Genomic DNA, 22,039 nt, shown 5'->3' on the forward strand with positions numbered 1-22,039 from the left:
GAAGACATATCATGATCCATACCTTTCATAGAAGACATATCATGATTCATACCTTGCATTGAAGACATGTCATGATCCATCCCCATATCTTCCATAGTCAATAAAGAGCGAGGACGAGGTTTAGGCATCTCAATTTGTTTTACAGGTAAGGTATTTTCATCATGTAAGGTTCCAACCGAAAAACCAGTACGATCAATAGATTCAGCTTCAATTTGGTAATGTGCTTGTTTTGGTTCCACAATGACATCATAAGTTTCAGCAGTACCAATACGGAACTCATCTACAGGAACGGGCTTTACAGGTTGACCATCAGCACTGACTACAGTCATTTTTAGGTTTGGAATGCGTACATCAAAGAATGACATAGCGGAAGCATTAATAAAACGAAGGCGAACTTTTTCACCAGCTTTGAAGTTACCGGTCCAGTTTTGCTGAGGTGTTTTGCCATTCATTAAAAATGTATAACCAGTCACATCGGACATATCTGTTTTCAGCATTCGCATCTGATTCCACATAGAACGGTCTTGCCAAGTCGCTTTTAGCCCATCACGTTTAACTTGTTTTAATACATCGAATACTGTTTCGCGGCGGTTCTGATAGTAATCTGCTTCTTTTTTAATATTTTTCATAATTTGATCACTTGTCGAATTATGAAAATCAGAAAGCAAAACAACGTAATCTTTATCGGTTTTTTCAGCAGCTGTTAGTGGAGTTTTATCTTTAGGATAAATAACAAAAGCACCATATAAACCGTCTTGTTCTTGTCCTTTACTATGTGAATGATACCAATAAGTACCATTTTGGCGGACTTTAAACTTATATTCATAAGTTTTATTAGGGGCAATGCCATTAAATTTGTTAAATCCAGGTACACCATCCATAATTCCAGGTAATAATAAGCCATGCCAATGGATTGAAGAGTCCTGATTTTTTAACTTATTGTGAACACGGATAACGGCCTCATCACCTTCTTCAAATTCAAGAAGTGGTGCAACGAATTTACCATTTACAGTAATTCTCTCAACTGGTTTTCCTGTGATATTTACAGTTTGTTCAGCGATTGTTAAATCATATTCTTTAACTGCCGCCATTACCCAAGTTGATGAAAATAAACCAACTCCAATTAAGAGTATATGACTTAACTTTTTTGACATTCTATCTCACCTTTAGAAAGGTCAAGGTTGAAGTAATAAAGCAAATATTTAGTATAAACTTTAATACTTCTTTCTCGCTATTTATAAAATTATTTATTGCTACCAGGCATATTCATCTTTGAATGATCCATTTTAGAATGGTCCATATTCATCATAGAATGATCCATTTTTGACATGTCAGATGAGTTAGGAGACTGATGTTGACTATGATCTTGCTGAGTCTTGTCATCTTTTTCCATTTTACAAGGTTTTGTACAAGGTTCCTGTGCTTTTACCGTTTTAGTGGCACTTGAGGTTGATACATCTTTTGCCCAAGATTGAGTACCAGCAATTAAAGTTCCAGCACACATTAAAATTGTTAGACTACGACGCACTACAGTTTTCATAAGTTTCTCTAAAAGTTAATTTCTTGCTACTACACTAAAGTGAAGCACTGAACATCTAAGTGACTTGAAAATGACATTTTTGTAATCTATCTCGATCAGATGTTTTATAACGTTATTATAGTTTTAATGAATAACTTAGGATTCTGAGATGAGAATACTATTAGTTGAAGATGAACAAAAAACTGGTGATTATCTCAAGCAAGGTTTATCCGAAGCTGGCTATATTACGGACTGGGTTACAGATGGGTTAACGGGTAAACATCAAGCTCTTTCTGAAGAGTATGACTTAATTATTTTAGACGTGATGTTACCTGGACTAAATGGTTGGAATATTATCAATGATATTCGTAGCAGCGGTAAAACAATGCCCATTCTTTTTCTTACCGCCCGAGATCAAATCGAAGATCGAGTAAAAGGATTAGAGCTAGGCGCTGATGATTATTTAGTTAAGCCTTTTGCTTTTGCAGAGCTTCTAGCTCGAATAAAAACGCTCCTTAGACGAGGGCAACAAAGAGAAGATAATAATATTATTAAGATTGCTGATTTAGAACTTGATTTGAGAAAACGTCGGGTAACACGAGCAGGTCAACGCATTGATCTGACGGCTAAAGAATTTGCGCTTATGGAGCTTTTTATGCGTAGAAGAGGTGAAATTCTACCAAGAGCACTTATTGCATCTCAAATTTGGGATATGAACTTTGATAGTGATACAAATGTAGTTGAAGTCGCTATTAAACGATTAAGAAATAAAGTAGATAGTAATTTTACCCCTAAGTTAATTCAGAATATTCGAGGAATGGGGTATGTATTAGAGGTAGAAGATGAATAATAAATTATTCAAATCTATCAGTTTTCGTATTGGTATTATTTTCTCATTATCGACTATATGCATTCTCATTATGATGGGGTTTTTCATCCATAAATTAGTGATGCATCATTTTGAAACGCAAGATCGTACCCAATTAGAAGGTAAAATCCAGCTTATTCAGAATCTTCTCCAACAGCATCCTAAAAATTCTCCAGAACTTGATCTATATTTGAAAGATGCTTTAGTTGGACACCATGATCTTATGGTCCAAATAGAACGACCGGCAGGTCAGATTTTATTTAGTTCAGCATCTTCAATCATTAATACTCAACAGTTAATCAAGTCAGCAAATAACCCTTGGATTAAATGGAAAATTAAGAATAAGACCTATCGTGGCATGATCTACAACATGGATATAAACAAAAATACTGAAATACAATCTGTACGCATTATTGTGGGGATCGATACATCTGAACATCTACATTTTTTAAATGATTTTAAGCGTCAACTTTTTTACATTGGTTTAGCCGGTACGATTTGTTTAATGTTTTTAGGCTGGTTTGCAACCTGGAGAGGTTTAAGACCCGTGCAAAAAATGGCTAAGGTCGCAGAAGGCATTTCTGCCCAACATCTTTCAGAACGTTTAGAAGTTGAGCACACACCAACAGAACTAAAATCATTAGCAATTGCCTTCAATGATATGCTCGACAGACTAGAATCAGCTTTAGAAAGGCTTTCCGATTTTTCATCTGATTTAGCGCATGAAATTAGAACACCGATTAATAACTTAATGACTCAAACTCAAGTATGTCTTGCCCGTAAACGAGATACCAGTACCTATCAAGAAGTACTATTTTCTAATTTAGAAGAATTAGAACGTTTGGCTCGAATGGTATCCGATATGCTTTTCTTGGCAAAAGCAGAACATGGCCTAAAATTACAGAACTTACAGAATATTGACCTGGTTAAAGAAGTTACAGCCTTATTTGATTTCTATGATGCGCTAGCTGCCGAAAAAAATATGACGCTTCAACAAACAGGATCTGGAAATGTCAAAGGTGATCCTGCTATGTTACGTCGAGCACTCAGCAATCTATTATCTAATGCAGTTAAATATGGAAATAAGAATTCTACAATACGCATAAAACTTCAACAGAATTTAGATAACACAATATTTTCAATTGAAAATGAAGGCCCTGAAATCTCTCCTGAACAACTATCCAGGTTATTTGATCGATTTTATCGAACAGATGCATCTAGACAAAGAACAGAAGAAGGAACCGGCTTAGGGCTCGCGATAACAAAATCTATTCTTGATATGCTTGGGGCGACCATCCAGGCTGAATCCCTCAATGGTCGAATCATTTTTACCATTGTTTTTCAAAGTGAATCCATGCAAGGGGAATCATTTTAACTCATTTTTTGAACATCTTCCATTTACCCGAGTTGACCTTACATAAAGCTCAAACTGAGAGCCAGAGCTACGCCAGCACCTATCATGGCAATTGTGTAGCCAAATATGATAGCTCGGCCAAACTGTGCCCCCCCTGTCATCCATGCAATTGTCGCTTTGCTTAACATGTTGCTCAGTGTGGCCAGCCCTAGCGCGACAGCAGCCACATTTGTTGTTAAGCCTTCAGTACTATGCAGGCGGGCAAGTGAGACTAAAATAGCATCTACGTCTGCTAGCCCAGAAATAGTCGATAATACGAAGATGCCGCTGGTGCCCAACCATTGTTTTGCTGCCGGGACCAAGACTGCCATGACAGCCAGGAAAGCAGCGAAGCTGAATGCTGTCCCAAGATCAAAAGGAGCCATTGCTTCTATTGTTCGATCGTTGTTTTCAGCGCTGGTAATTTGGCGTTGTCTCCACAATGCCATACCCAGCAGAAGGATTCCCGCAATCATCATTGCACCACCAAAAGTGCTTAGCAATGCTGGCTCAATGACGCCTATCAGCACAACCATACGAAAAAACATGATGCCACAGGCAGCCAATGTTCCAGAAATAGCAGCACTGACCATGACGGGGTGCTGGCGTGTATAGCGTGCCAGTGCGACAGTTGCAGCTGTAGAAGATGCCAAACCACCCAATAGACCTGTCCAGAGTATGCCTCTTTCTGAACCGGTGAGCCGCATGGCAAAATGACCTGCCAGAGAGAGTCCGGCAATCAGGATCACTGCCCACCATAACTGGTAAGGATTTAATGCAGCAAAAGGTCCCATACCCGTATTGGGTAAGTAAGGTAATATAACGACAGAAAGTACCAGTAACTGCAGGGATGCGGTTAATTCACGATGTTCGATCAAGCGTAACCAACCATGTAAGGTTGGCTTGAGATCCAAAAATACAGCCACGATGACAGCCGCTGTTAATGCTAAAGTAACATTACCATGGGATGCATATGCACCTAGAACTAATGTCAACAGCATCGCGATCGTCGTGGTAGCGCTTAGATTACCGGAAAGTCTTGCGGTACGCGCGTAGGATACCGTAAGTAAAAGGGAAAGCCCTAATACGGCTGCGACTAGTGGCCAAGGCCCAAAGTTTGGCTGTAAATGACCGAGCACTCCTCCGAGTAATCCTGTCAATGTGAAGGTACGTAGGCCTGCTACTCGGCTGCCTTCTGGCAGTTCACGATCATTCCATCCTCGTTCTAAACCAATGAGCAGGCCGATGGCAAGTGCTGCAATCAGGCCTGATACATCTGGTGGAAGAAAAAGACTCTCTATCATAGCTTTTTATGTCGCAGGCGAAGGGCATTGGTGATGACTGAAGCTGAACTCAAACTCATAGCCAAGGCCGCAATCATGGGTGACAACAACCAACCGGTAAATGGGTAGAGTACGCCAGCTGCTATTGGGATACCCAAGGCATTATAAAGGAAAGCAAACATGAGGTTCTGTTTCATGTTGCCAACAGTAGCTTCCGAAAGTGAACGGGCAACCGCGATACCGCGTAAATCTCCCTTGACCAAGGTAACTTGAGCACTATTCATTGCGACATCAGTTCCGGTCCCCATAGCGATACCGACATCAGCCTTGGCTAGTGCTGGTGCATCATTGATTCCATCGCCGGCCATTGCCACGATGCGACCTTGCTTCTGCAATTTGCTGACAAGTTCGAGTTTATCTGCGGGTTTAACTTCACCATGTACCTCATCAATACCCAGACGTGATGCGACTGAACGGGCAGTGGTGAGACCATCTCCTGTTGCCATCACGATACGTAGTCCAGCTTCCTTCAGGGTGGCAAGTGCTTCAGGGGTACTTTTTTTGATGGGATCGGATACTGCAAGCAGGCCGGCCAATTCACCATTGATGGCTAGATGCATCACACTTGCACCTTCTGAACGCAGCTCTTCGGCTTGCGGAATCAGAGATTGTACCGAGATACCTAATTGCTCCATCAGTGCTGTGTTGCCCAAAGCTAACTGACGATCGCCCACTTGACCTCGAACACCAATCCCTGAGCCTGATTCAAAATTATCTGGTGTTTCAAGAGGCAGGCCACGTTCGTGTGCTGCGTTTACAATCGCTTCGGCTAGCGGGTGTTCACTGCCTTGATCAAGACTGGCGGCTAAACGTAATACTTCAGATTCATCGAAACCTGATGCGGCAACCACACGATCGAATACAGGGCGTCCTTCAGTTAACGTACCTGTTTTATCGATGATTAGTGTGTCAATCTTGCGTAGATTCTCAATGGCTGCTGCATCGCGGAACAACACACCATGAGTAGCACCTTGACCCGTTGCAACCATGATAGACATTGGAGTTGCCAAGCCTAGTGCACAAGGACAGGCAATAATGAGTACTGCCACAGCATTGATTAATGCATAAACCCAGCTCGACTCTTCTGGGCCGAACAGTCCCCATCCAAAGAAGGTAAGCAAGGCAATGGCTACTACAGCCATGACAAACCAACCTGCAACCTGATCAGCCATGCGTTGCATTGGTGCTCTCGATCGTTGAGCTTGCGCCACCATCTGTACGATCTGGGATAACATGGTACTTGAACCAATTTTCTCTGAACGCATGATTAGGGAACCATTGGTATTCAGGGTAGCACCAATGACTTTATCACCGATGCGTTTAGTGATCGGTAAAGGTTCACCTGTCAGCATCGATTCATCCACTGAACTACTTCCTTCAGTGATTACACCATCCACAGGCACTTTTTCACCTGGGCGAATTCTGAGTAAATCTCCTACATGGACATGCGTTAGAGGAACATCTTCTTCAGTTCCATCAGGCAGGATTCGGCGAGCTGTTTTAGGAGCGAGCCCAAGGAGTGACTTAATTGCAGCAGAAGTTTGCGAACGTGCTTTTAATTCCAGTATTTGCCCCAGTAGGGTCAAAGAAATGATGACCGCTGAAGCTTCAAAGTAAACAGCGACACGACCCATGGAGATAAATGAGTCTGGAAAGATTTGTGGTGCAATGGTCGCAACCACACTGTAAATAAAAGCAGCCCCTGTACCTAGACCGATCAGGGTCCACATGTTTGGGCTGCGATTCACAACCGATTGCCAACCACGGGAAAAAAATGGCCAACCTGCCCACAGTACAATCGGGAGTGACAACACCAGTTCAATCCAGCTCTGAACTGCCATGTCGAACAGGTTCATTTGATGACCAAACATCGCCAAAAAAGTCACGATGATGGTCAATGGCAGTGTCCACCAGAAGCGTCGGCGGAAATCACGTAACTCCGGATTCTCATCTTCCTCTAATTCAGGAATGAGTGGCTCCAGTGTCATTCCGCATTTAGGACAGTTTCCAGGATGATCTTGTTTAATTTCTGGATGCATTGGGCACGTATAGATGATCGTGCCTGTTGTGCTTGTCTCATTAACGGATTGAGTAGTCTGATGATGCTGTGTATGTGCATCGGCAGTCGTCGTTGCGGGTTTAGCGATATATTGCACCGGGCTGCTATGAAACTTTGATTGACATTTATCACTGCAAAAAAAGTAAGTTTTCCCCTTAAATTCCTCATGGTATTTCGATTCTTCAGTGACGGTCATACCACAGACTGGGTCTTTCAGTACGTCTGTTGTAGCCTGTGCCATATGGTCCTGGTTATGATTTTTTTGATCTGACATAAATAATTCTCTTATGGTAAAGTGGTTTTATGGCCGAATTTTGGAATAAATCTCGGAGTCTGTTGAGCATAGCTGTCATAGACAGCGCCAAACTGTTTACTCATTTCAGCCTCTTCCTTAATTGCCAAGCGGCTGTACATTAAGAGTAAGATTGGAAACATAATCAGTGTCAGTAAAGTTGGCCATTGCAATAAAAACCCCAGCAAGATCAAGATAAAAGCCACGTATTGGGGGTGACGTATGCGCGCATAGGGTTCGGTTACTGCCAATTGGTGATGACGTTGTGCGTTGTACAGCACGTGCCATGACGTTGATAACAGGTAAAATCCATAGCCCAAGAAAACGTAACTGGCGATATGCAAAATGCCAAAATGTGGATCACCTTTTTCACCTAATAGCGTTGACCACAAGTGACCTGCATTATGAGAAAGTAAGTCAAGTTGAGGGAAGCGAGTTTGAAGCCAACCAGATAACAGGTAAATGGTTAAAGGAAAACCATACATTTCGACAAATAGAGCAATGATAAAAGCCGAAAAGGCCCCAAATGTACGCCAATCGCGCGCAGTGGAAGGTCTAAAAAAACTGAAAGCGAACATGATAAAAACTGCTGAGTTAATGATAACCAGCGTCCATAAACCATAAGCCGATTCCGCATGATTCATGATGGATCTCCTGATAAGAGCTATTTTTTGTTATCAGATATATCGGATTTTTTTTGCTGCGAGTGGTTATGCCCATGACCACCATGCATAAAAATATGCATGAGTGGGCATGCTAAAAGGAGTAAAAAGGGTAAAACACCAACGACATGGGCCAAATGCTCGGTTAAGAGAAAATAGGCTGCCACACCACCAATCACGAATAGGCCGATGGCATAACGTGTAGACCAAAAGTTAGGTACTGAATTATGTTCTTGAGGTTGATGGTTCATGGTGCTTCCCTCTCTAATTCATGGGTAATTATTTAGTTGTGGAGGGAGGCATACAGTCCATCATCATCTGCATCATGGATTGCATCATGTCCATACGTTTTTCCATCATCTGCTGACGGTCAGCCATATTTGCATTCATGCTTTGGCTGCCCATCTGTTTCATCATACTCATACCTCCTTGCATGAGTTTCATGTGCTCAGCCATAAGTTTCTGACGTTCTTGTGGGGTTTTTGCAGCCATCATCTTCTCATGCATGGCTTGCATCGCCTTCATGTGTTGATCCATTGCAGCCATTTTATCTGTAGCAGTGGTGCTGGTAACTGTTTGCTTAATTGTTACTGCAGATGGTGCTGTTTTTTCAGGGTGGTGATCTTTGTGTTCATCGGATTGCTGTGCAAATGTATTCAATGACGCGGCTGCGATACATAAGCCCAAAAAAATGTTTTTGAATTTCATCATAATTTTTTCCTTTAAATAATTTGGAAGTAAAAGCTATGTTTTAGTACTGAACAGAGTCTAGGAATTTGACTACTAAACTGATGAAATTTTTGGTTATTCTCTGTCTCTCTTAAAAATTTTAGCACTATTAATTAATTATTTTTAAAAATGACAAAAATGTAATTTTGAGATCTTCTCGAAATATATAGTCTATGCTGAGATGACAAAAATTTTATTTAATATTAATCTTTTAAAACTATTAAAGTTGTTATGATTTTATGTGCTTAAAAAAATAAAAATGAAATGATTAGATGACTCCAAGGCTAGTTAGAGACACATTCTTAATGTAATTTACACTGTTATTCCTTTAAAGAAAAAATACAGTTGATCAAAATAGTTTTTTATAGAAAAAAGGGTGGATAATTTAATTATTAAACTTATTGGTATATTTATTAGATAGAAGGTAAAGAAGATTATTTTTAATATTAGGGTTTATAATCCAAATTTCAGAGTAAGGAATCTACTACTTATATAATAGAGATTCCATCTCCAAAACAGTACTACTGTATGAATGAGTTGTATTCAATGCAGGGAAGAATGTAGATCCTTAATACTAACGGAAAATTATTTTACTGAATTTTCATGTAAAGACTCATTTAATTGATCAATCACTGTCGTCCATTCACCATCAGAGTGTAGTTTTTCTTCTAAAAAATGACGTTGAGCATCAGTCCAAAAAATTGCTTGTGTTAAAAAAACATCTCCAGCTAGCTGATGGCTCTCTATGAATTTTGCAATTGCTTCTTCAGTAGAAGCTAAACCAAGCTGTTCAAATAATTTGGTCATTCTTGGACGTGTTTGAGTCATGTGCTTAGCCCATAAATTTATATTAGATCAAATTAAACATAACATGTTTATATTTAAACTAAAATATAAAAAATTAAATAGCTACTATTTTCTTAGACAAAATGATTACTACATTTCATAAATCAACCACCTACATAATTTGTTTGTTAAATGATCATTATTTTTCAATAAGATTATTTTAATAGTTAAAGATTTTAAATTTTAAAAATGACAAAAATGTAATTTTGAAGTCATCGCTCTGTTTCTGTCTCTCACTAATAATTGAAATATAAGAGGAGATGATGTGGTCTCATTAAATATAGATTTTATAAAGTCATCTCTAATGAACTAACGAATCAAGAGGAAACGTAAATGAAATTATTTCAAAATAAAATGACTGCTCTACGTAATGTTGTAGTAGCTGCAACGATGATTGTGGCTACTACAACTACGTTCGCTCATGTGAGTTTAGTGAGTGCGATTCCTGCGGAAAATGCATCTATCCTTAGTCAACCAAAGAACTTGACCCTTAACTTTGGTGCAGAGGTTATGTTGATGAATATTAAGTTACTGGATGCTCAGCGAAGAGATGTTCCTTTAAAATATAAAGTTACTCATGACTTAAAGAAATCCTTTGATGTCGCTCTTCCGAAACTGAAAAAAGGTAAATATACCGTTGTCTGGACAACAATGGGGAAAGATGGTCACAACATGAATGGTGAATATAGTTTCACTATCAAATCAACTAAATAAGAATTGATTACCTTTCAACATGTCAGTGAGGTGCTGGCATGTTGTTCTAGAATGGACAAAAATAATGATTTCTGAATATTGGATGTGGGCCACTTGGTTAACTAAGGTTATTTTATATTTAAGTGTAGCTTTTGTCGTTGGTGGAGCCTTTTGCTATTTTTTACTTAGACAATATCTTGAACTAAAAGAATCGATTCTTAAATATATTACAATTGGCGCTGGATTAGGCCTAATTTCCAGTACCTTGGGATTTTTTATTCTGATTGGTAGTTTTGCCAATACTGGTATTACAGGGATGGTGGACCCCACGTATATTAATATATTGGTTAATACTCCGACGGGGTATATATACGTTCTTCGTTCTATTAGTTTTGCTCTTTTACTTCTTCTCATGGTGGTTAAAGTTAACAGGAACAAAGGTCAGTTTTCTATAATTGAAAGTTCAATATTTTGTATTTTACTTATCCCGATTATTTTTAGTTTTTCCCAGCTCGGACATGTCGCTAATTTAACCTTACTTGCTCAAATTTTATTATCAATCCATATTCTAGTTATGTCGTTATGGATGGGGTCTTTATATCCGTTATGGAAAACCAGCCGGGAAATAAGTGGTTTACCTTTAAAAGATCGCATGCATGTATTTGGACGTATTGCTGCTTTCATTGTTGGGATATTAATCGCCTGTGGCGCTAGTGTAGCTCTTCTTTTAATTAAAGATTTTAATACCTTAATCAATACTGCATATGGCTATGGTTTCATGGTTAAAATGTTTTTTGTTATAAGTATTCTACTTTTAGCTGCCTTCAACAAATGGTATTTCACCCCGCGTCTTCAACATCCTAAATTCGCTAAACACCTTAGTCATGCCATTTTATTTGAGATGTTATTAGGTCTATCAATTCTATTAACAACAGGCTATATAACCACTGTCGTGGGTATTGAATAAGAGAATTTCAAAATAAGGGAATTGAGGAAATTTAACATTACTGCATTTATCTTTTGTAGCTGAGCAATAAAGTTTCTACTGGACTGTCAACTTACGACAATCAGAACAGTAAAATCGCATCATGAGGCATTATACATAAAGGTAGTCACCGGTTTTTAGCTTATCTTCAACCCATAACGGTCTCATCTATTCAGTTCACTACCATTGATTGAAATAACTAATCTTATAAATTTCAGAGTGATCGTAGATGACAAAAATGTCATTTTAAAGTCACATTAATGTTGGTTAAGTACTTTTACTGTAGTCATTAGAACACTCTTCTTTGGAATACTCTGAAGAAAACTGTAAGGTTGTAAACAGACCAAGTTACAGCGAGTAACTGATTCAGAAAAAGGCTGGTTGTATGGTGAAAGTTTAGAGTTACTGTTCTAATGTTTTAAACAAATGTTTTGTTAAAAAGGAGCAACATATGAAATTTCACATCGCTAATATGACTTGTGGTGGTTGTGCACGCGGCATTACTACCGCAATTAAAGAGCTCGACTCGAATGCTTCACTCGATATTGATTTACAAAACCGTATCGTTGAAATCAACACAACAGTGAGTCAGGATAAAGTCATTGCCACTCTCAGTGAGCGTGGATTTACAGCTGATCCTGCTTAATCTCTGTTAGAGTAACAGTGGGAATTCCTTACCACTTTTACTCTCTCTTATTTTCCTCATCGTACAGATAAAATCTGTACTTGCTTGCAATAAAAGTAGCCCCTGAATTCCCCATAATCTTGGTTCGAGCTGATCTTCGCATATAGAACTCAGCATATCTAAATGATAGAGATCGTATATGAGTACCGAAATGACTGATACGCCACACTACAGTGAAACATTAGAGATTGAGGGGATGACATGTGCTTCTTGTGTAGGCCGTGTGGAAAAAGCCTTAAAATCTCTTAAGGGTGTTGAATCGGCTCATGTAAATCTGGCTACCGAAAAAGCAGTCATTTATTCGCATCGTCCCCTTGATCGTTCTAGTTTAATTAAAGTTGTAGAAAAGGCTGGCTACGAAGTGGAAGCGCTGCAACCAATAGAGCTTACGATTGAGGGTATGTCATGTGCTTCTTGTGTAGGTCGAGTAGAAAAAGCCTTAAAATCTGTTGAGGGTGTGGAATCAGCACATGTAAATCTGGCTACTGAAAAAGCGACTATTCAGGCAAGCTCATCTGTCACTCGTGACTCGTTAATTCAGGCTGTCACCAAAGCAGGGTTTGAAGCAAAGTCAGTTCATCAAACTACGGAAAGCTTTCAAGATAAAAAAAATATTGAATTAGAAAAACTTAAAAAAGATTTAATTTTGTCAGTCTTATTGACTCTACCCGTTTTTATTTTAGAAATGGGATCACACCTGATTCCCGCCTTTCATACGTTTATGATGGATAACATTGGCCAACAAAATAGCTGGTTAATGCAATTTTTCTTGACCACAGTAGCATTAATTTTTCCAGGCCGACGCTTCTTCAAAAAGGGCATCCCAAGTTTATTCCGCTTAGCACCAGACATGAATTCCTTGGTGGCTGTAGGAACATTGGCTGCTTATCTTTATTCAGTGGTTGCTACTTTCTTTCCAAGTGTCCTGCCACAAGGCACGGTCAATGTTTATTATGAAGCTGCAGCGGTTATTATCACTTTAATTCTATTAGGTAGATTTTTTGAAGCCAAGGCAAAAGGCCGAACGTCTTTAGCAATTCAACATCTAGTTGGAATGCAGCCTAAAGTTGCCAGAATACAGCTCAATAATCAGGTGATAGAAGTTCCGATTGCCGAAGTTCAAACAGGAACGATTGTAGAGATTAGACCAGGTGAGCGTATCCCTGTCGATGGTGAAGTTATTCACGGCCAAAGTTTTATTGATGAATCCATGATTACTGGCGAGCCTATGCCCGTTGAAAAAACGATAGGCTCTACTGTGGTAGGAGGAACAATTAACCAAAGTGGCAGCTTAAATATCAAAGCCACCTCTGTTGGTAGTTCATCAGTGCTTTCTCAAATCATCCGAATGGTTGAACAGGCACAGGGTTCCAAGCTGCCTATTCAGGCATTGGTTGATAAAATTACCATGTGGTTTGTACCTGTAGTAATGGGTCTCTCTCTTTTAACTTTTCTTACGTGGTTTATCTTCGGCCCTGAACCAGCCCTAACTTTTAGTTTAGTGAACGCGGTTGCTGTACTCATTATTGCATGTCCTTGTGCGATGGGACTTGCAACGCCTACATCAATCATGGTGGGAACTGGGCGGGGTGCTGAAATGGGGGTTTTATTTCGTAAAGGTGAAGCTTTACAGCTGCTCAAAGAAACTAAAGTGGTTGCAGTTGATAAAACAGGGACTCTGACTGAAGGGAAACCAATTTTAACCGATCTGCATGTCTTAGAAGGTTTGAATACAATACCGTACTTTCACTGATGGCAGCCGTTGAATCAAAGTCTGAGCACCCTATTGCTCGAGCAATTGTACAAGCCGCTATAGATAAGGAATTAATCCTGTCTCCTGTTGCTGATTTTAAATCAGTGACCGGCTACGGAATAGAAGCGAAGGTTTCTGAGCATTTGGTTCATATTGGTGCAGATCGATATATGGAAAAACTAGGTTTGAATCCTACTGTTTTTTCTCAATTTTCGGATCGTTTGGGAGAAGAAGGAAAAACCCCTCTCTATGTTGCGATTGACCAGAAACTTGCTGCCATTATTGCTGTAGCAGATCCAATTAAAGAATCAACATTTGCTGCAATTGAAGCGTTACATCAGTTAGGTTTAAAGGTTGCCATGATTACAGGTGATAACCGTCATACAGCTCAAGCGATTGCAAAAAAACTAGGTATTGATGAGGTTATTGCAGAAGTCTTACCAGAAGGTAAAATAGAGGCCGTTAAAAAATTAAAAAATCAATATGGTAAACTCGCATATGTTGGAGATGGCATTAATGATGCCCCTGCACTTGCAGAAGCAGATATTGGTTTAGCAATAGGTACAGGTACAGACGTAGCTATTGAAGCTGCTGATGTGGTTTTGATGTCTGGCAACCTGAAAGGAGTGCCAAATGCTATCGCTTTAAGCAAAGCGACTATAACCAATATTCGTGAAAATTTATTTTGGGCATTTGTTTACAATGCAGCTCTGATTCCTATTGCAGCAGGTGTACTTTATCCGCAATTTGGACTGCTACTTTCTCCTGTATTTGCTGCTGGTGCAATGGCTCTCTCGTCAATATTTGTACTAGGAAATGCTTTACGATTAAAACGTTTTAAAGCCCCCCTTGCAATTATTTAACCATTTTTTATATACATTTAAAGTTTTGTTGGCTTTACTTTATATATTTGGAAATAGTCTAAGCCATGTTGGCTTTTATTAAATATCATACAGTTGATATTCTAATTATTTGAGAGGGATTAAGATGAAAAGAATTTTATTAATATGCTTTATAGGCATGTCATTTACCTATGCGAATGCTCATTCTGGGGGAACGAACTCACAGGGTTGTCATACCAACAGTAAAACTGGTGATTACCACTGTCATTAATAGGTGCGCACACAGTTTTTTATTTAAAAGACTGTGCTTTAAAGTTATAAGTAGCGTTTAACTAAAGCTAAAAATTCATTTAGTTCTTTTTCCTTTATTTTCTCAGTATCACCGAGTACATGTTCTCTAAGATGAAGTTCTATTAACTCATTCATTAAGCCATTTATCGCACCTTTAATTGCTGCAACTTGCTGTAATACCTCAATACAAGAATTTTCAGAATTTAAAATATTCTGTTCAAGGGCATTAGTTTGACCTTGAATTCGTCTAATCCGATTTAAAATTTTTTTGTTCTGATTTAAGTGAGACATACTATTCAACCTCAAGAACATATACTATGGGGGAGTATTAATTGTGGTGCAATAAAATGTAATATCTAAATAATGTTAAAAGTGACCATTCGCATCAATTTGACGAAGGAAATCCTTTAGCACAAAAGAAAATTTTAATCGCAACCATCCTCACTGGTGTAATGATGGTGTTTGAAATTTTTGGAGGATGGTTCTTTAATTCCATGGCTTTATTGGCTGATGGATGGCATATGAGTTCTCATATGTTGGCATTGGGCTTAGCTTATTTTGCCTATAAAATGGCTCGAAAATATGCTCGTGATCAGAGATTCTGTTTCGGTACATGGAAGATAGAAATCTTAGCTGGATATTCGAGTGCCATTTTATTGATGGTTGTTGCTGTATTCATGGGTGTTCAATCGATAGAACGTTTATTCAATCCTGTGAATATTCACTACAACGAGGCAATTTCAATTGCGATTGTTGGCTTGATCGTTAATTTTATTTGTGCCTGGTTACTACGTGAAAATGGTCACCACCACCATCATCATCACTCTCATGATGACCATGACTTAAACCAGAAAGCCGCTTTTCTTCATGTAGTAGCAGATGCAGTAACTTCTGTATTAGCGATTATTGCACTTTTCGCAGGGAAGTATTTTGGATGGGATTTTTTAGATGCAATTCTAGGGATCGTAGGTGCAGTGCTTGTAGCACAATGGTCTTGGGGATTGATTAGAGAAACAGGTAAAACATTGCTTGATGCAGAGATGGAACATCCTGTAGTAAAGGAGATTCAGGAAGTTGTAGAGGAATTAGATAACCAAATTACGATTACTGATCTGCATGTCTGGAAAGTAGGTAGAAGTAAATTTTCATGTATTTTATCCCTAAATACAGTTAATGACTCCTTAACAGCAGAGGTAGTTCGTAAAGCTTTGTCAATTCATGAAGAGATTGTTCATATTTCTGTTGAAATTAACAAGAATTTCCATGTTGTTTAAATTAATATTTATTCCTTTTAAACTTTATCAGTCTATTTATGTAAATCTTAGATTAGAATTTGTTTGTTGTAGAGCGTCGGGGCGCCTCGGCAATTCTGCGTGTTGAAATAGAAAGGAAAATTCATTACTTTAAAGCGCAAAGCGTGTTGCAGATGCAGCTCTTATTCCGAGGAATTTTACACTGGTATCGCCCGCCGATAGAAACACCAGATCCGGCAGTCAGGACGTAAATAACCATTCCTCCAGTTTAAATAAAAAAACCTGCAGATTCGATGCAGGTTTTTTTTAGAGATAATCAATCGCGTCTTATTTGGCTTTACGCTCTTTCTCGATCAGGTAATTCACCACCTGAATGACTTTGGCATCATTACCCTGCACAATATATTTACCATTCACGGTCACTGCCGGAACACCACTTAACTGATACTGAGCAGCCAGATTTTTGGCTTGGGCAATTTTCGAAGTGATCGGGAAAGATTTATAAGTGCTGTTAAATTTCGCTTCAGGAATACCATAGCGGGTATAGAACTTGGCCAATTGCGCCTGTTCTAAAATTGGACGTTGCTTATCATGAATATCATGGAATAATTGTAAATGTGCTTTTTGACGCACACCCAATGCTTCAGACACATAATAAGCACGCGCTGCCTGCTCCCAGAGTGGATTCATTGCAGCCGGCGTACGTACAAAACGTACATCTTTTGGTAATTTTTTCAACCAGCCCTGCATATGTGGTTCAAGCGCGAAACAGTGACCACAGCCGTACCAGAAGAATTCACGTACCTCAATTCTGCCCGGTTTTTCGACTTTGACTGGTTTTGCAACCACCTGATAGTCCTGACCTGCCACAAAATTGGCCATAGCATTGCCTGAAAAGGCCAAAACAGATGCGGCAACAGCTCCTAAAAGGAATTTTTTCATTGGGATTATCGTCCTCTAAATCATTATGCTTAGTGTATGGGTTCACTATAAATCAATTATGCCGGTTCCGTTTTCATGCTGCGAACTTTTGTGCTATCAGAACCGCTACATTAAAGTATGCGACTGATTTTAAGTCAGTTAATATGGCCATTCGACCGCTATGTGTTTTTAGATAATCACAAAAGTTAAACTTTGAGTAATAAAAACGGTTATAATTTCTACGATTAAAACGTAGTGGTCAAACCTACAGTAAATATTAGCTTCTTACTATTCTCTTCAGTAACAGCCGCGTGGCTATGATAATTGCTGGAATTTACAACATAGAACTGAGCAAAAAATGATTTATGAAAGGTTTATTAAATTAAATAAATTATTTATATAGTTAAAATTCACCTGATAAATCACTTTTTAATTTAAATTACTATGTTAATTATTTGTTAATTATTTCTAAATTTTTCTCTAAGAAACGGAGTCCCCCATCAGCAAAACTACTGGTTGAAAAAACTATAGTAAAAATAACTAAAATAATCTTCATGTACATATTATTGAATCTGATCATATCTTGGACCAAAAAAATCTTTACTTATAATAATGAGTAAATATATACATCCGAATGACGACAAAATTACAAACTTGTAATTTTGTTAAGGTTTGTTCTCAAAAAAATAAATTAATACTATTTTAAAAAAGATAAATCGTTGCTGAAAAAGCTAGATTGCAATCGAGTTAATTAATTATAAATCAAAAACTTATATTGTATAAAATTAGTAACTCTTTGCTTTCTGCACTTATTATTTAATCAACGTTTCACGATTTTCATAAGCTAAACTAAATATAGTCGCCAATTTCAATTGAGTTATTTCCCGGCTTTTAAATACCGATATACCGCTTGGCGACTAATTCCAAATGCCTGGCCTAATGCCATTTTTGAAGGGTACTTCCCTTCCTTCCAGTCTTGTCGCAAAGCTTCAGCCTGATCAGGTTTCAATTTATGTACCCGGCCTTTGTACTTCCCTTGAGAAGAGGCAAGTTTAATTCCTTCCTTTTGCCGCTCTAAAATGATCTCACGTTCAAACTGTGCAAAAGCACCCATCAGTTGCAGCATCAAATTATCCATCGGGGTGGATTGGGCCGTAAAAGTAATATTTTCTTTTACAAACTGGATGGCAATCCCTCGTTTGACCAGTTTATCCACTTCAGTCACCAAATCTTTTAAGCTTCGCGCAAAACGATCCATGGAATGTACTATCACCCGGTCTCCTTCCCGGACATAATTCAACATTTCCTGAAATTTCGGTCGGTCGGTATTTTTACCTGAAGCACGGTCAACAAAAATCCGGTCGACTTCAATTCCCTCAAGTTGACGTCCCGTATTTTGCTCGACCGAACTCACTCGCACATAGCCTACTTTTTGGCCTTTCACTTTTTACGCCCCAATTGGATAAAAATGAACAATTTCGTAAATTATAAATCTTTAATACCAAAGTTACATGTTACTTATGATTAAAAAACATTTAAATGGTACATGTTTTTAAGAACTTTTAAAATGTAATTTTAGGGTATACTCTATAGTTACATAAATTAGATTTAAAAACTTGTCTCCAATAAACCAAGTACGGTTCACCTAAACAGATTGCTACCCCTGAACAACCAGAATCCGAAAAAAGAGGCTTTTGGAGCCGTTTTTTTAGACCCTATGATTAACCACGATTGTTTAACTCATATGAATAAAGTTGTGAAACTTTGATTAAATAATAGGCATGGAACGTGAAAAATCATAAAAAAAACCCATCTTGGGGAAGATGGGCTATCAACTAGAAACTACAGCATTGAATTTTCAAGAGAATTATAACGCATTTCGTATAAGGTGTATTATGTTAATTTTAGGGAAATTTAAAAATTATCCTCTTTCAATAACGCCATAAAAGAAGTGAAGTTATCTGCTAATTTTATAGTTCTCAACTTATTTTCAGTGGGTGATATTTGGATAAGGTCATCATGATAAATCAGAGTAATAGGTGGTTCATCAGTATCAAGATCATCTCTGTAATCAAAAGCTAGTAAGTCACCACCTGCACATTCTCCGAAAATCACTATGTGTTTATCCATAAACTCATACATGTATTCATCAGGCTGATTTAATTCAATTGCTTCATCTTTTTTGATGGAATCCTCATACTTTTTACGATCTTCCTCATCCCAAATTTCTATTTCTTCATATCCGTAGCTATAAAAATATACGTCTCTATCTGTAAACTCATTGTTATGATCTAAAAACTCAAAATAGTTATTTTGAGGAGTTAATCCATTGTGTTTACTCAGTAATTCAACATAAGACTTAGGGAATTTATAACCAATAGACTCAGCATAATCTTCAATAATTTTTCTATCAATTTGGCCATGATCTGTGTAGACATCAATATTCATGTAATCTGCTCAATTAATTTTTTTATAGTATAAATTAGGAATTTAGATTTCCATTTAACATAATGGCCGTTATGCGAAATTAGAAAATTGAATTTATTGCACTGATATTTATCTGTTTTTTAAATTTTAGACCTGGGTTGGTGCCCAGGTTTTTTTTGTTATTCCCAAGTAGAAATGTCCTACCTTAAAACTAAATAGAAATGTCCTATACAGACATTTCCAAGTCAAGCACAGGATTTAGATTTCGTTGTTGAATTGCTGTTTTCTGTGCACGTCTGCTTGGCATCTTTTGAGAACGATTGCGTTTATTTTGTTGTTCTAGTTCTTCATGCTGCTGTTGAATATGGGCTAATACAGAACCCAAACGTTTATTTTCAACAATCTCTCGCTGGTTGAGCTGACTTAATTTATCGAAGATGCTGTAATTGATTTTTCTTCCCTGATATTCAATCGCGACTGTACTATCCGGGTATTCCAGAAACTCAAGATACTTACCAATCAATCTTTGGTTTTCTTCCGTGTTTTCCAGGAGATATACGCATTTATCATAAGTGATCGTCAGGCTATTCGTGACTCTGCGGGGTTCACGCCAGGTAAAAATATCATCTAATTCTTCGGCTGTTTCAGTGACAGTCCGGTGTAGATCCTTGGGATTAAAGGCCATCTTGGCAAACTTCTGATTGAACTGCTCAATGAAGCAGGGTAGCCAGGCATTGGCTTCGGCAATCGAACTGATGCCTTCCAGACGCATTTCTTTGATCAGACGGTCCTGAAGCGTTCTATTGGCTCGTTCTACACGGCCTTTGGCCTGTGGTGAATTAGCGAAGATAATATCGATATTCAGGGTGCTGAGTACGCGCCCAAACTGGGTAATCTTGGTGTCTTTCTTACTGCTTTGATTCACCCTGAAGACTGAATGTTTATCGCTGTAGAAGGCTAAAGGCTTACCATGCTGCTCAACATACAAACGTGTTGAAATCATATAGTCAAAGGTTGATTCCGACTCACAGAAGCGTAAATGCTGTAATTTGCCTGTGGCATCATCGATAAATACCAGCAGACAGCATTTAGGGGCTCGACCTTCAAACCAGTCATGGTGTGAGCCATCAATTTGAATCAGTTCACCATAACAGTCCCGGTTATAACGAGGCTGATACGGGCGTTTCAGACGCTTGGCGCGAGGAATCCATAAATCGGCTGCAATCATCCAGGAACGCAGTGTTTCCACTGAAATATCAAAGCCATGAACGGTGGTGAGCTTTTCATGCGCTAAAGTGGGTCCGAAACCATGCAGTTGATCAGAAACAATATTGAGGCACTTGAGTCTGAGCTCTTCAGGAAGCCTGAAATTGCTGATTTGACCACGACCGGCATGGGCTAATGCAGCTGGGCCTTGAGCTTTGTATTTCTGCAGTAAACGTCTGATCTGACGCTCTGAAATATGAAGTAGCTGAGCAGCTTGGGACTGGGTTATGCGTTGATCACAGATTTCCTGCAAGACCGACAATCGTTTAAGTTCTTTATCCGACATAGACACCAACATATCAAACCGTCCGCTAAGAAAATTGCAAAAGCGCATATTCTAAAAGCGGACATTTTTACTTTGGAGAAACCGGACATTTCTACTTTGGGCTTACATTTTTTATTGCGTATAACACCCATTATGTTAAATGGAAGGAAGCAAAATAAGTTAACATTTTGCTTCCGGCCACATTAAGCTAGAGTTTTATTTAAATAAAGCTATTTAGTAATCATTAAATTAATTAAAATCTAAATCTAACACCAGCTCCATATAACCAACCTTTCTCAGAGTTTGATTCTATTTGCCACGACGTTTCATCATTACCTTTTGAATACTCATAGGCAATGTCGATATACGGCATGATCTTTTTACTGATTTCATAGCGAGTTTCAAACCCTGCGGTTGCACTGCTTAAACCAGTTTTTTTCGCATATTTAGAGTCATCACTAAAGATCGCATCCAACTCTAAATAAGGTTGAATAATCAACTTTTGCGTAATCAGAAAATCACGTTCCGTTTCTAGGCTAAAGCCCGCATAATTGTCTTCTCCCGCATAGAGATAAGCATCAGTTTCAAAGAAATATGGCGCCATACCATGTAAGCCAATCACCGCATCAACATTTTCTTCGGTGTCTTTGCGATGATCATTGAGTTCAACTTTTTCACTACGATAACGTGCACCAATTTGTGCATCCCAAAAGTCTGAAATCAGGCACTGTTGCAAATAACCACGAATGGTAAGCTGAAGACTGTTTTAGCTAAAGATGCAGCATATGAATCCTTTCCATGGTCGGCATTTTCAGGGCGAAATCATTCTTTGGGCTGTGCGCTGGTATTGTAAATATGGCATTAGCTATCGTGAACTGCAGGAAATGCTGGCCGAACGGGGTGTGAATGTTGATCACACGACTATTTACCGTTGGGTTCAACGTTAT

19 protein-coding genes and 6 pseudogenes are annotated in these 22,039 nt (G+C 38.5%); 10 read left to right on the plus strand and 15 right to left on the minus strand.

Annotated elements, in window-relative coordinates; genetic code table 11:
• A partial coding sequence (locus F899_RS00245) for a multicopper oxidase domain-containing protein (RefSeq protein WP_005220171.1) occupies positions 1-1,154 on the minus strand: 1,154 nt, incomplete at its 3' end.
• Positions 1,155-1,243: 89 nt separating this feature from the next.
• Positions 1,244-1,540, minus strand: a complete 297-nt coding sequence (locus F899_RS00250) for a hypothetical protein (protein WP_005006338.1) — start codon at positions 1,538-1,540, stop codon at positions 1,244-1,246.
• A 148-nt stretch (positions 1,541-1,688) separates the two neighbouring features.
• Between F899_RS00250 and F899_RS00255 the strand changes: the two genes are divergently transcribed.
• The gene (locus F899_RS00255; RefSeq protein WP_004679347.1) at positions 1,689-2,369 is read left to right on the plus strand and encodes a heavy metal response regulator transcription factor; all 681 of its coding nucleotides are present in this window, start codon (positions 1,689-1,691) and stop codon (positions 2,367-2,369) included.
• On the plus strand, positions 2,362-3,762 hold the full coding sequence (locus F899_RS00260) for a heavy metal sensor histidine kinase (protein WP_005220172.1): 1,401 nt from the start codon (positions 2,362-2,364) through the stop codon (positions 3,760-3,762). Before F899_RS00255 ends, F899_RS00260 begins: the two co-directional genes overlap by 8 nt.
• Positions 3,763-3,800: 38 nt before the next feature.
• On the opposite strand, the gene F899_RS00265 is transcribed toward F899_RS00260, so the two are convergent.
• The 6 genes from F899_RS00265 to F899_RS00290 form a co-directional block, all read right to left on the minus strand.
• Positions 3,801-5,084 carry an MgtC/SapB family protein gene (locus F899_RS00265; protein ID WP_005220173.1) on the minus strand — a complete coding sequence of 428 codons (1,284 nt, stop codon included), beginning with the start codon at positions 5,082-5,084 and terminating at the stop codon, positions 3,801-3,803.
• Entirely contained in the window at positions 5,081-7,456 is a 2,376-nt protein-coding gene (locus tag F899_RS00270; protein WP_005220175.1) for a heavy metal translocating P-type ATPase, read from the minus strand. Before F899_RS00270 ends, F899_RS00265 begins: the two co-directional genes overlap by 4 nt.
• A gap of 11 nt (positions 7,457-7,467) precedes the next feature.
• Positions 7,468-8,118, minus strand: coding sequence for a methyltransferase family protein (locus F899_RS00275; protein ID WP_005220176.1), 651 nt, complete (start codon positions 8,116-8,118; stop codon positions 7,468-7,470).
• A 20-nt stretch (positions 8,119-8,138) separates the two neighbouring features.
• Positions 8,139-8,387: a DUF2933 domain-containing protein gene (locus tag F899_RS00280; protein WP_004663998.1), complete on the minus strand. Its 249-nt coding sequence runs from the start codon at positions 8,385-8,387 to the stop codon at positions 8,139-8,141.
• A gap of 28 nt (positions 8,388-8,415) precedes the next feature.
• Entirely contained in the window at positions 8,416-8,847 is a 432-nt protein-coding gene (locus F899_RS00285) for a hypothetical protein (RefSeq protein ID WP_004812270.1), read from the minus strand.
• 603 nt (positions 8,848-9,450) lie between these two features.
• Complete coding sequence (locus F899_RS00290; protein ID WP_004281876.1) at positions 9,451-9,693, minus strand: DUF2789 family protein; 243 nt, start codon at positions 9,691-9,693, stop codon at positions 9,451-9,453.
• A 351-nt stretch (positions 9,694-10,044) separates the two neighbouring features.
• Here F899_RS00290 and F899_RS00295 point away from each other — a divergent pair, with 351 nt between their 5' ends.
• From F899_RS00295 to F899_RS15510, 5 genes and pseudogenes are all read left to right on the plus strand, one after another.
• On the plus strand, positions 10,045-10,425 hold the full coding sequence (locus F899_RS00295; protein WP_004681441.1) for a copper resistance CopC family protein: 381 nt from the start codon (positions 10,045-10,047) through the stop codon (positions 10,423-10,425).
• 64 nt (positions 10,426-10,489) lie between these two features.
• Positions 10,490-11,371, plus strand: a complete 882-nt coding sequence (locus tag F899_RS00300; protein ID WP_005220177.1) for a copper resistance D family protein — start codon at positions 10,490-10,492, stop codon at positions 11,369-11,371.
• Between the two features lie 469 nt (positions 11,372-11,840).
• The gene (locus F899_RS00305) at positions 11,841-12,035 is read left to right on the plus strand and encodes a heavy-metal-associated domain-containing protein (RefSeq protein WP_004733233.1); all 195 of its coding nucleotides are present in this window, start codon (positions 11,841-11,843) and stop codon (positions 12,033-12,035) included.
• A 178-nt stretch (positions 12,036-12,213) separates the two neighbouring features.
• Positions 12,214-14,690: pseudogene (locus F899_RS00310) on the plus strand (heavy metal translocating P-type ATPase).
• Positions 14,691-14,847: 157 nt separating this feature from the next.
• Positions 14,848-14,940, plus strand: a complete 93-nt coding sequence (locus tag F899_RS15510; RefSeq protein ID WP_151809984.1) for a YHYH domain-containing protein — start codon at positions 14,848-14,850, stop codon at positions 14,938-14,940.
• Between the two features lie 44 nt (positions 14,941-14,984).
• On the opposite strand, the gene F899_RS00315 is transcribed toward F899_RS15510, so the two are convergent.
• The gene (locus F899_RS00315) at positions 14,985-15,251 is read right to left on the minus strand and encodes a metal/formaldehyde-sensitive transcriptional repressor (protein WP_005006352.1); all 267 of its coding nucleotides are present in this window, start codon (positions 15,249-15,251) and stop codon (positions 14,985-14,987) included.
• 80 nt (positions 15,252-15,331) lie between these two features.
• On the opposite strand from F899_RS00315, the pseudogene dmeF reads away from it, so the two are divergent.
• Positions 15,332-16,234, plus strand: a pseudogene (dmeF, locus tag F899_RS00320) (CDF family Co(II)/Ni(II) efflux transporter DmeF); the annotation flags it as partial.
• Positions 16,235-16,540: 306 nt separating this feature from the next.
• Here the strand turns inward: dmeF and F899_RS00325 are convergent.
• From F899_RS00325 to F899_RS00330, 3 genes and pseudogenes are all read right to left on the minus strand, one after another.
• A complete protein-coding gene (locus F899_RS00325) occupies positions 16,541-17,155 on the minus strand; it encodes a thiol:disulfide interchange protein DsbA/DsbL (RefSeq protein ID WP_004281236.1) in 615 nt (204 codons plus the stop codon).
• A 177-nt stretch (positions 17,156-17,332) separates the two neighbouring features.
• A pseudogene (locus F899_RS16025) lies at positions 17,333-17,454 on the minus strand (cation transporter); the annotation flags it as partial.
• Positions 17,455-18,011: 557 nt separating this feature from the next.
• Positions 18,012-18,578, minus strand: a complete 567-nt coding sequence (locus tag F899_RS00330; RefSeq protein ID WP_004812033.1) for a recombinase family protein — start codon at positions 18,576-18,578, stop codon at positions 18,012-18,014.
• A gap of 203 nt (positions 18,579-18,781) precedes the next feature.
• Here F899_RS00330 and F899_RS15970 point away from each other — a divergent pair.
• Positions 18,782-18,859, plus strand: a pseudogene (locus tag F899_RS15970) (DNA-binding protein); the annotation flags it as partial.
• A 189-nt stretch (positions 18,860-19,048) separates the two neighbouring features.
• On the opposite strand, the gene F899_RS00335 reads toward F899_RS15970, so the two are convergent.
• From F899_RS00335 to F899_RS00345, 3 genes and pseudogenes are all read right to left on the minus strand, one after another.
• Positions 19,049-19,582 (minus strand): SMI1/KNR4 family protein, encoded by a 534-nt coding sequence (locus F899_RS00335; RefSeq protein WP_004896928.1) that lies wholly within the window; start codon positions 19,580-19,582, stop codon positions 19,049-19,051.
• Between the two features lie 205 nt (positions 19,583-19,787).
• Entirely contained in the window at positions 19,788-21,113 is a 1,326-nt protein-coding gene (locus F899_RS00340; RefSeq protein ID WP_082180210.1) for an ISNCY family transposase, read from the minus strand.
• Positions 21,114-21,345: 232 nt separating this feature from the next.
• Positions 21,346-21,816, minus strand: a pseudogene (locus tag F899_RS00345) (copper resistance protein B); the annotation flags it as partial.
• Positions 21,817-21,877: 61 nt separating this feature from the next.
• Here F899_RS00345 and F899_RS00350 point away from each other — a divergent pair.
• A pseudogene (locus F899_RS00350) lies at positions 21,878-22,039 on the plus strand (IS6 family transposase); the annotation flags it as partial.

Source organism: Acinetobacter sp. CIP 101934 (assembly GCF_000369585.1).
GTDB lineage: Bacteria > Pseudomonadota > Gammaproteobacteria > Pseudomonadales > Moraxellaceae > Acinetobacter > Acinetobacter schindleri.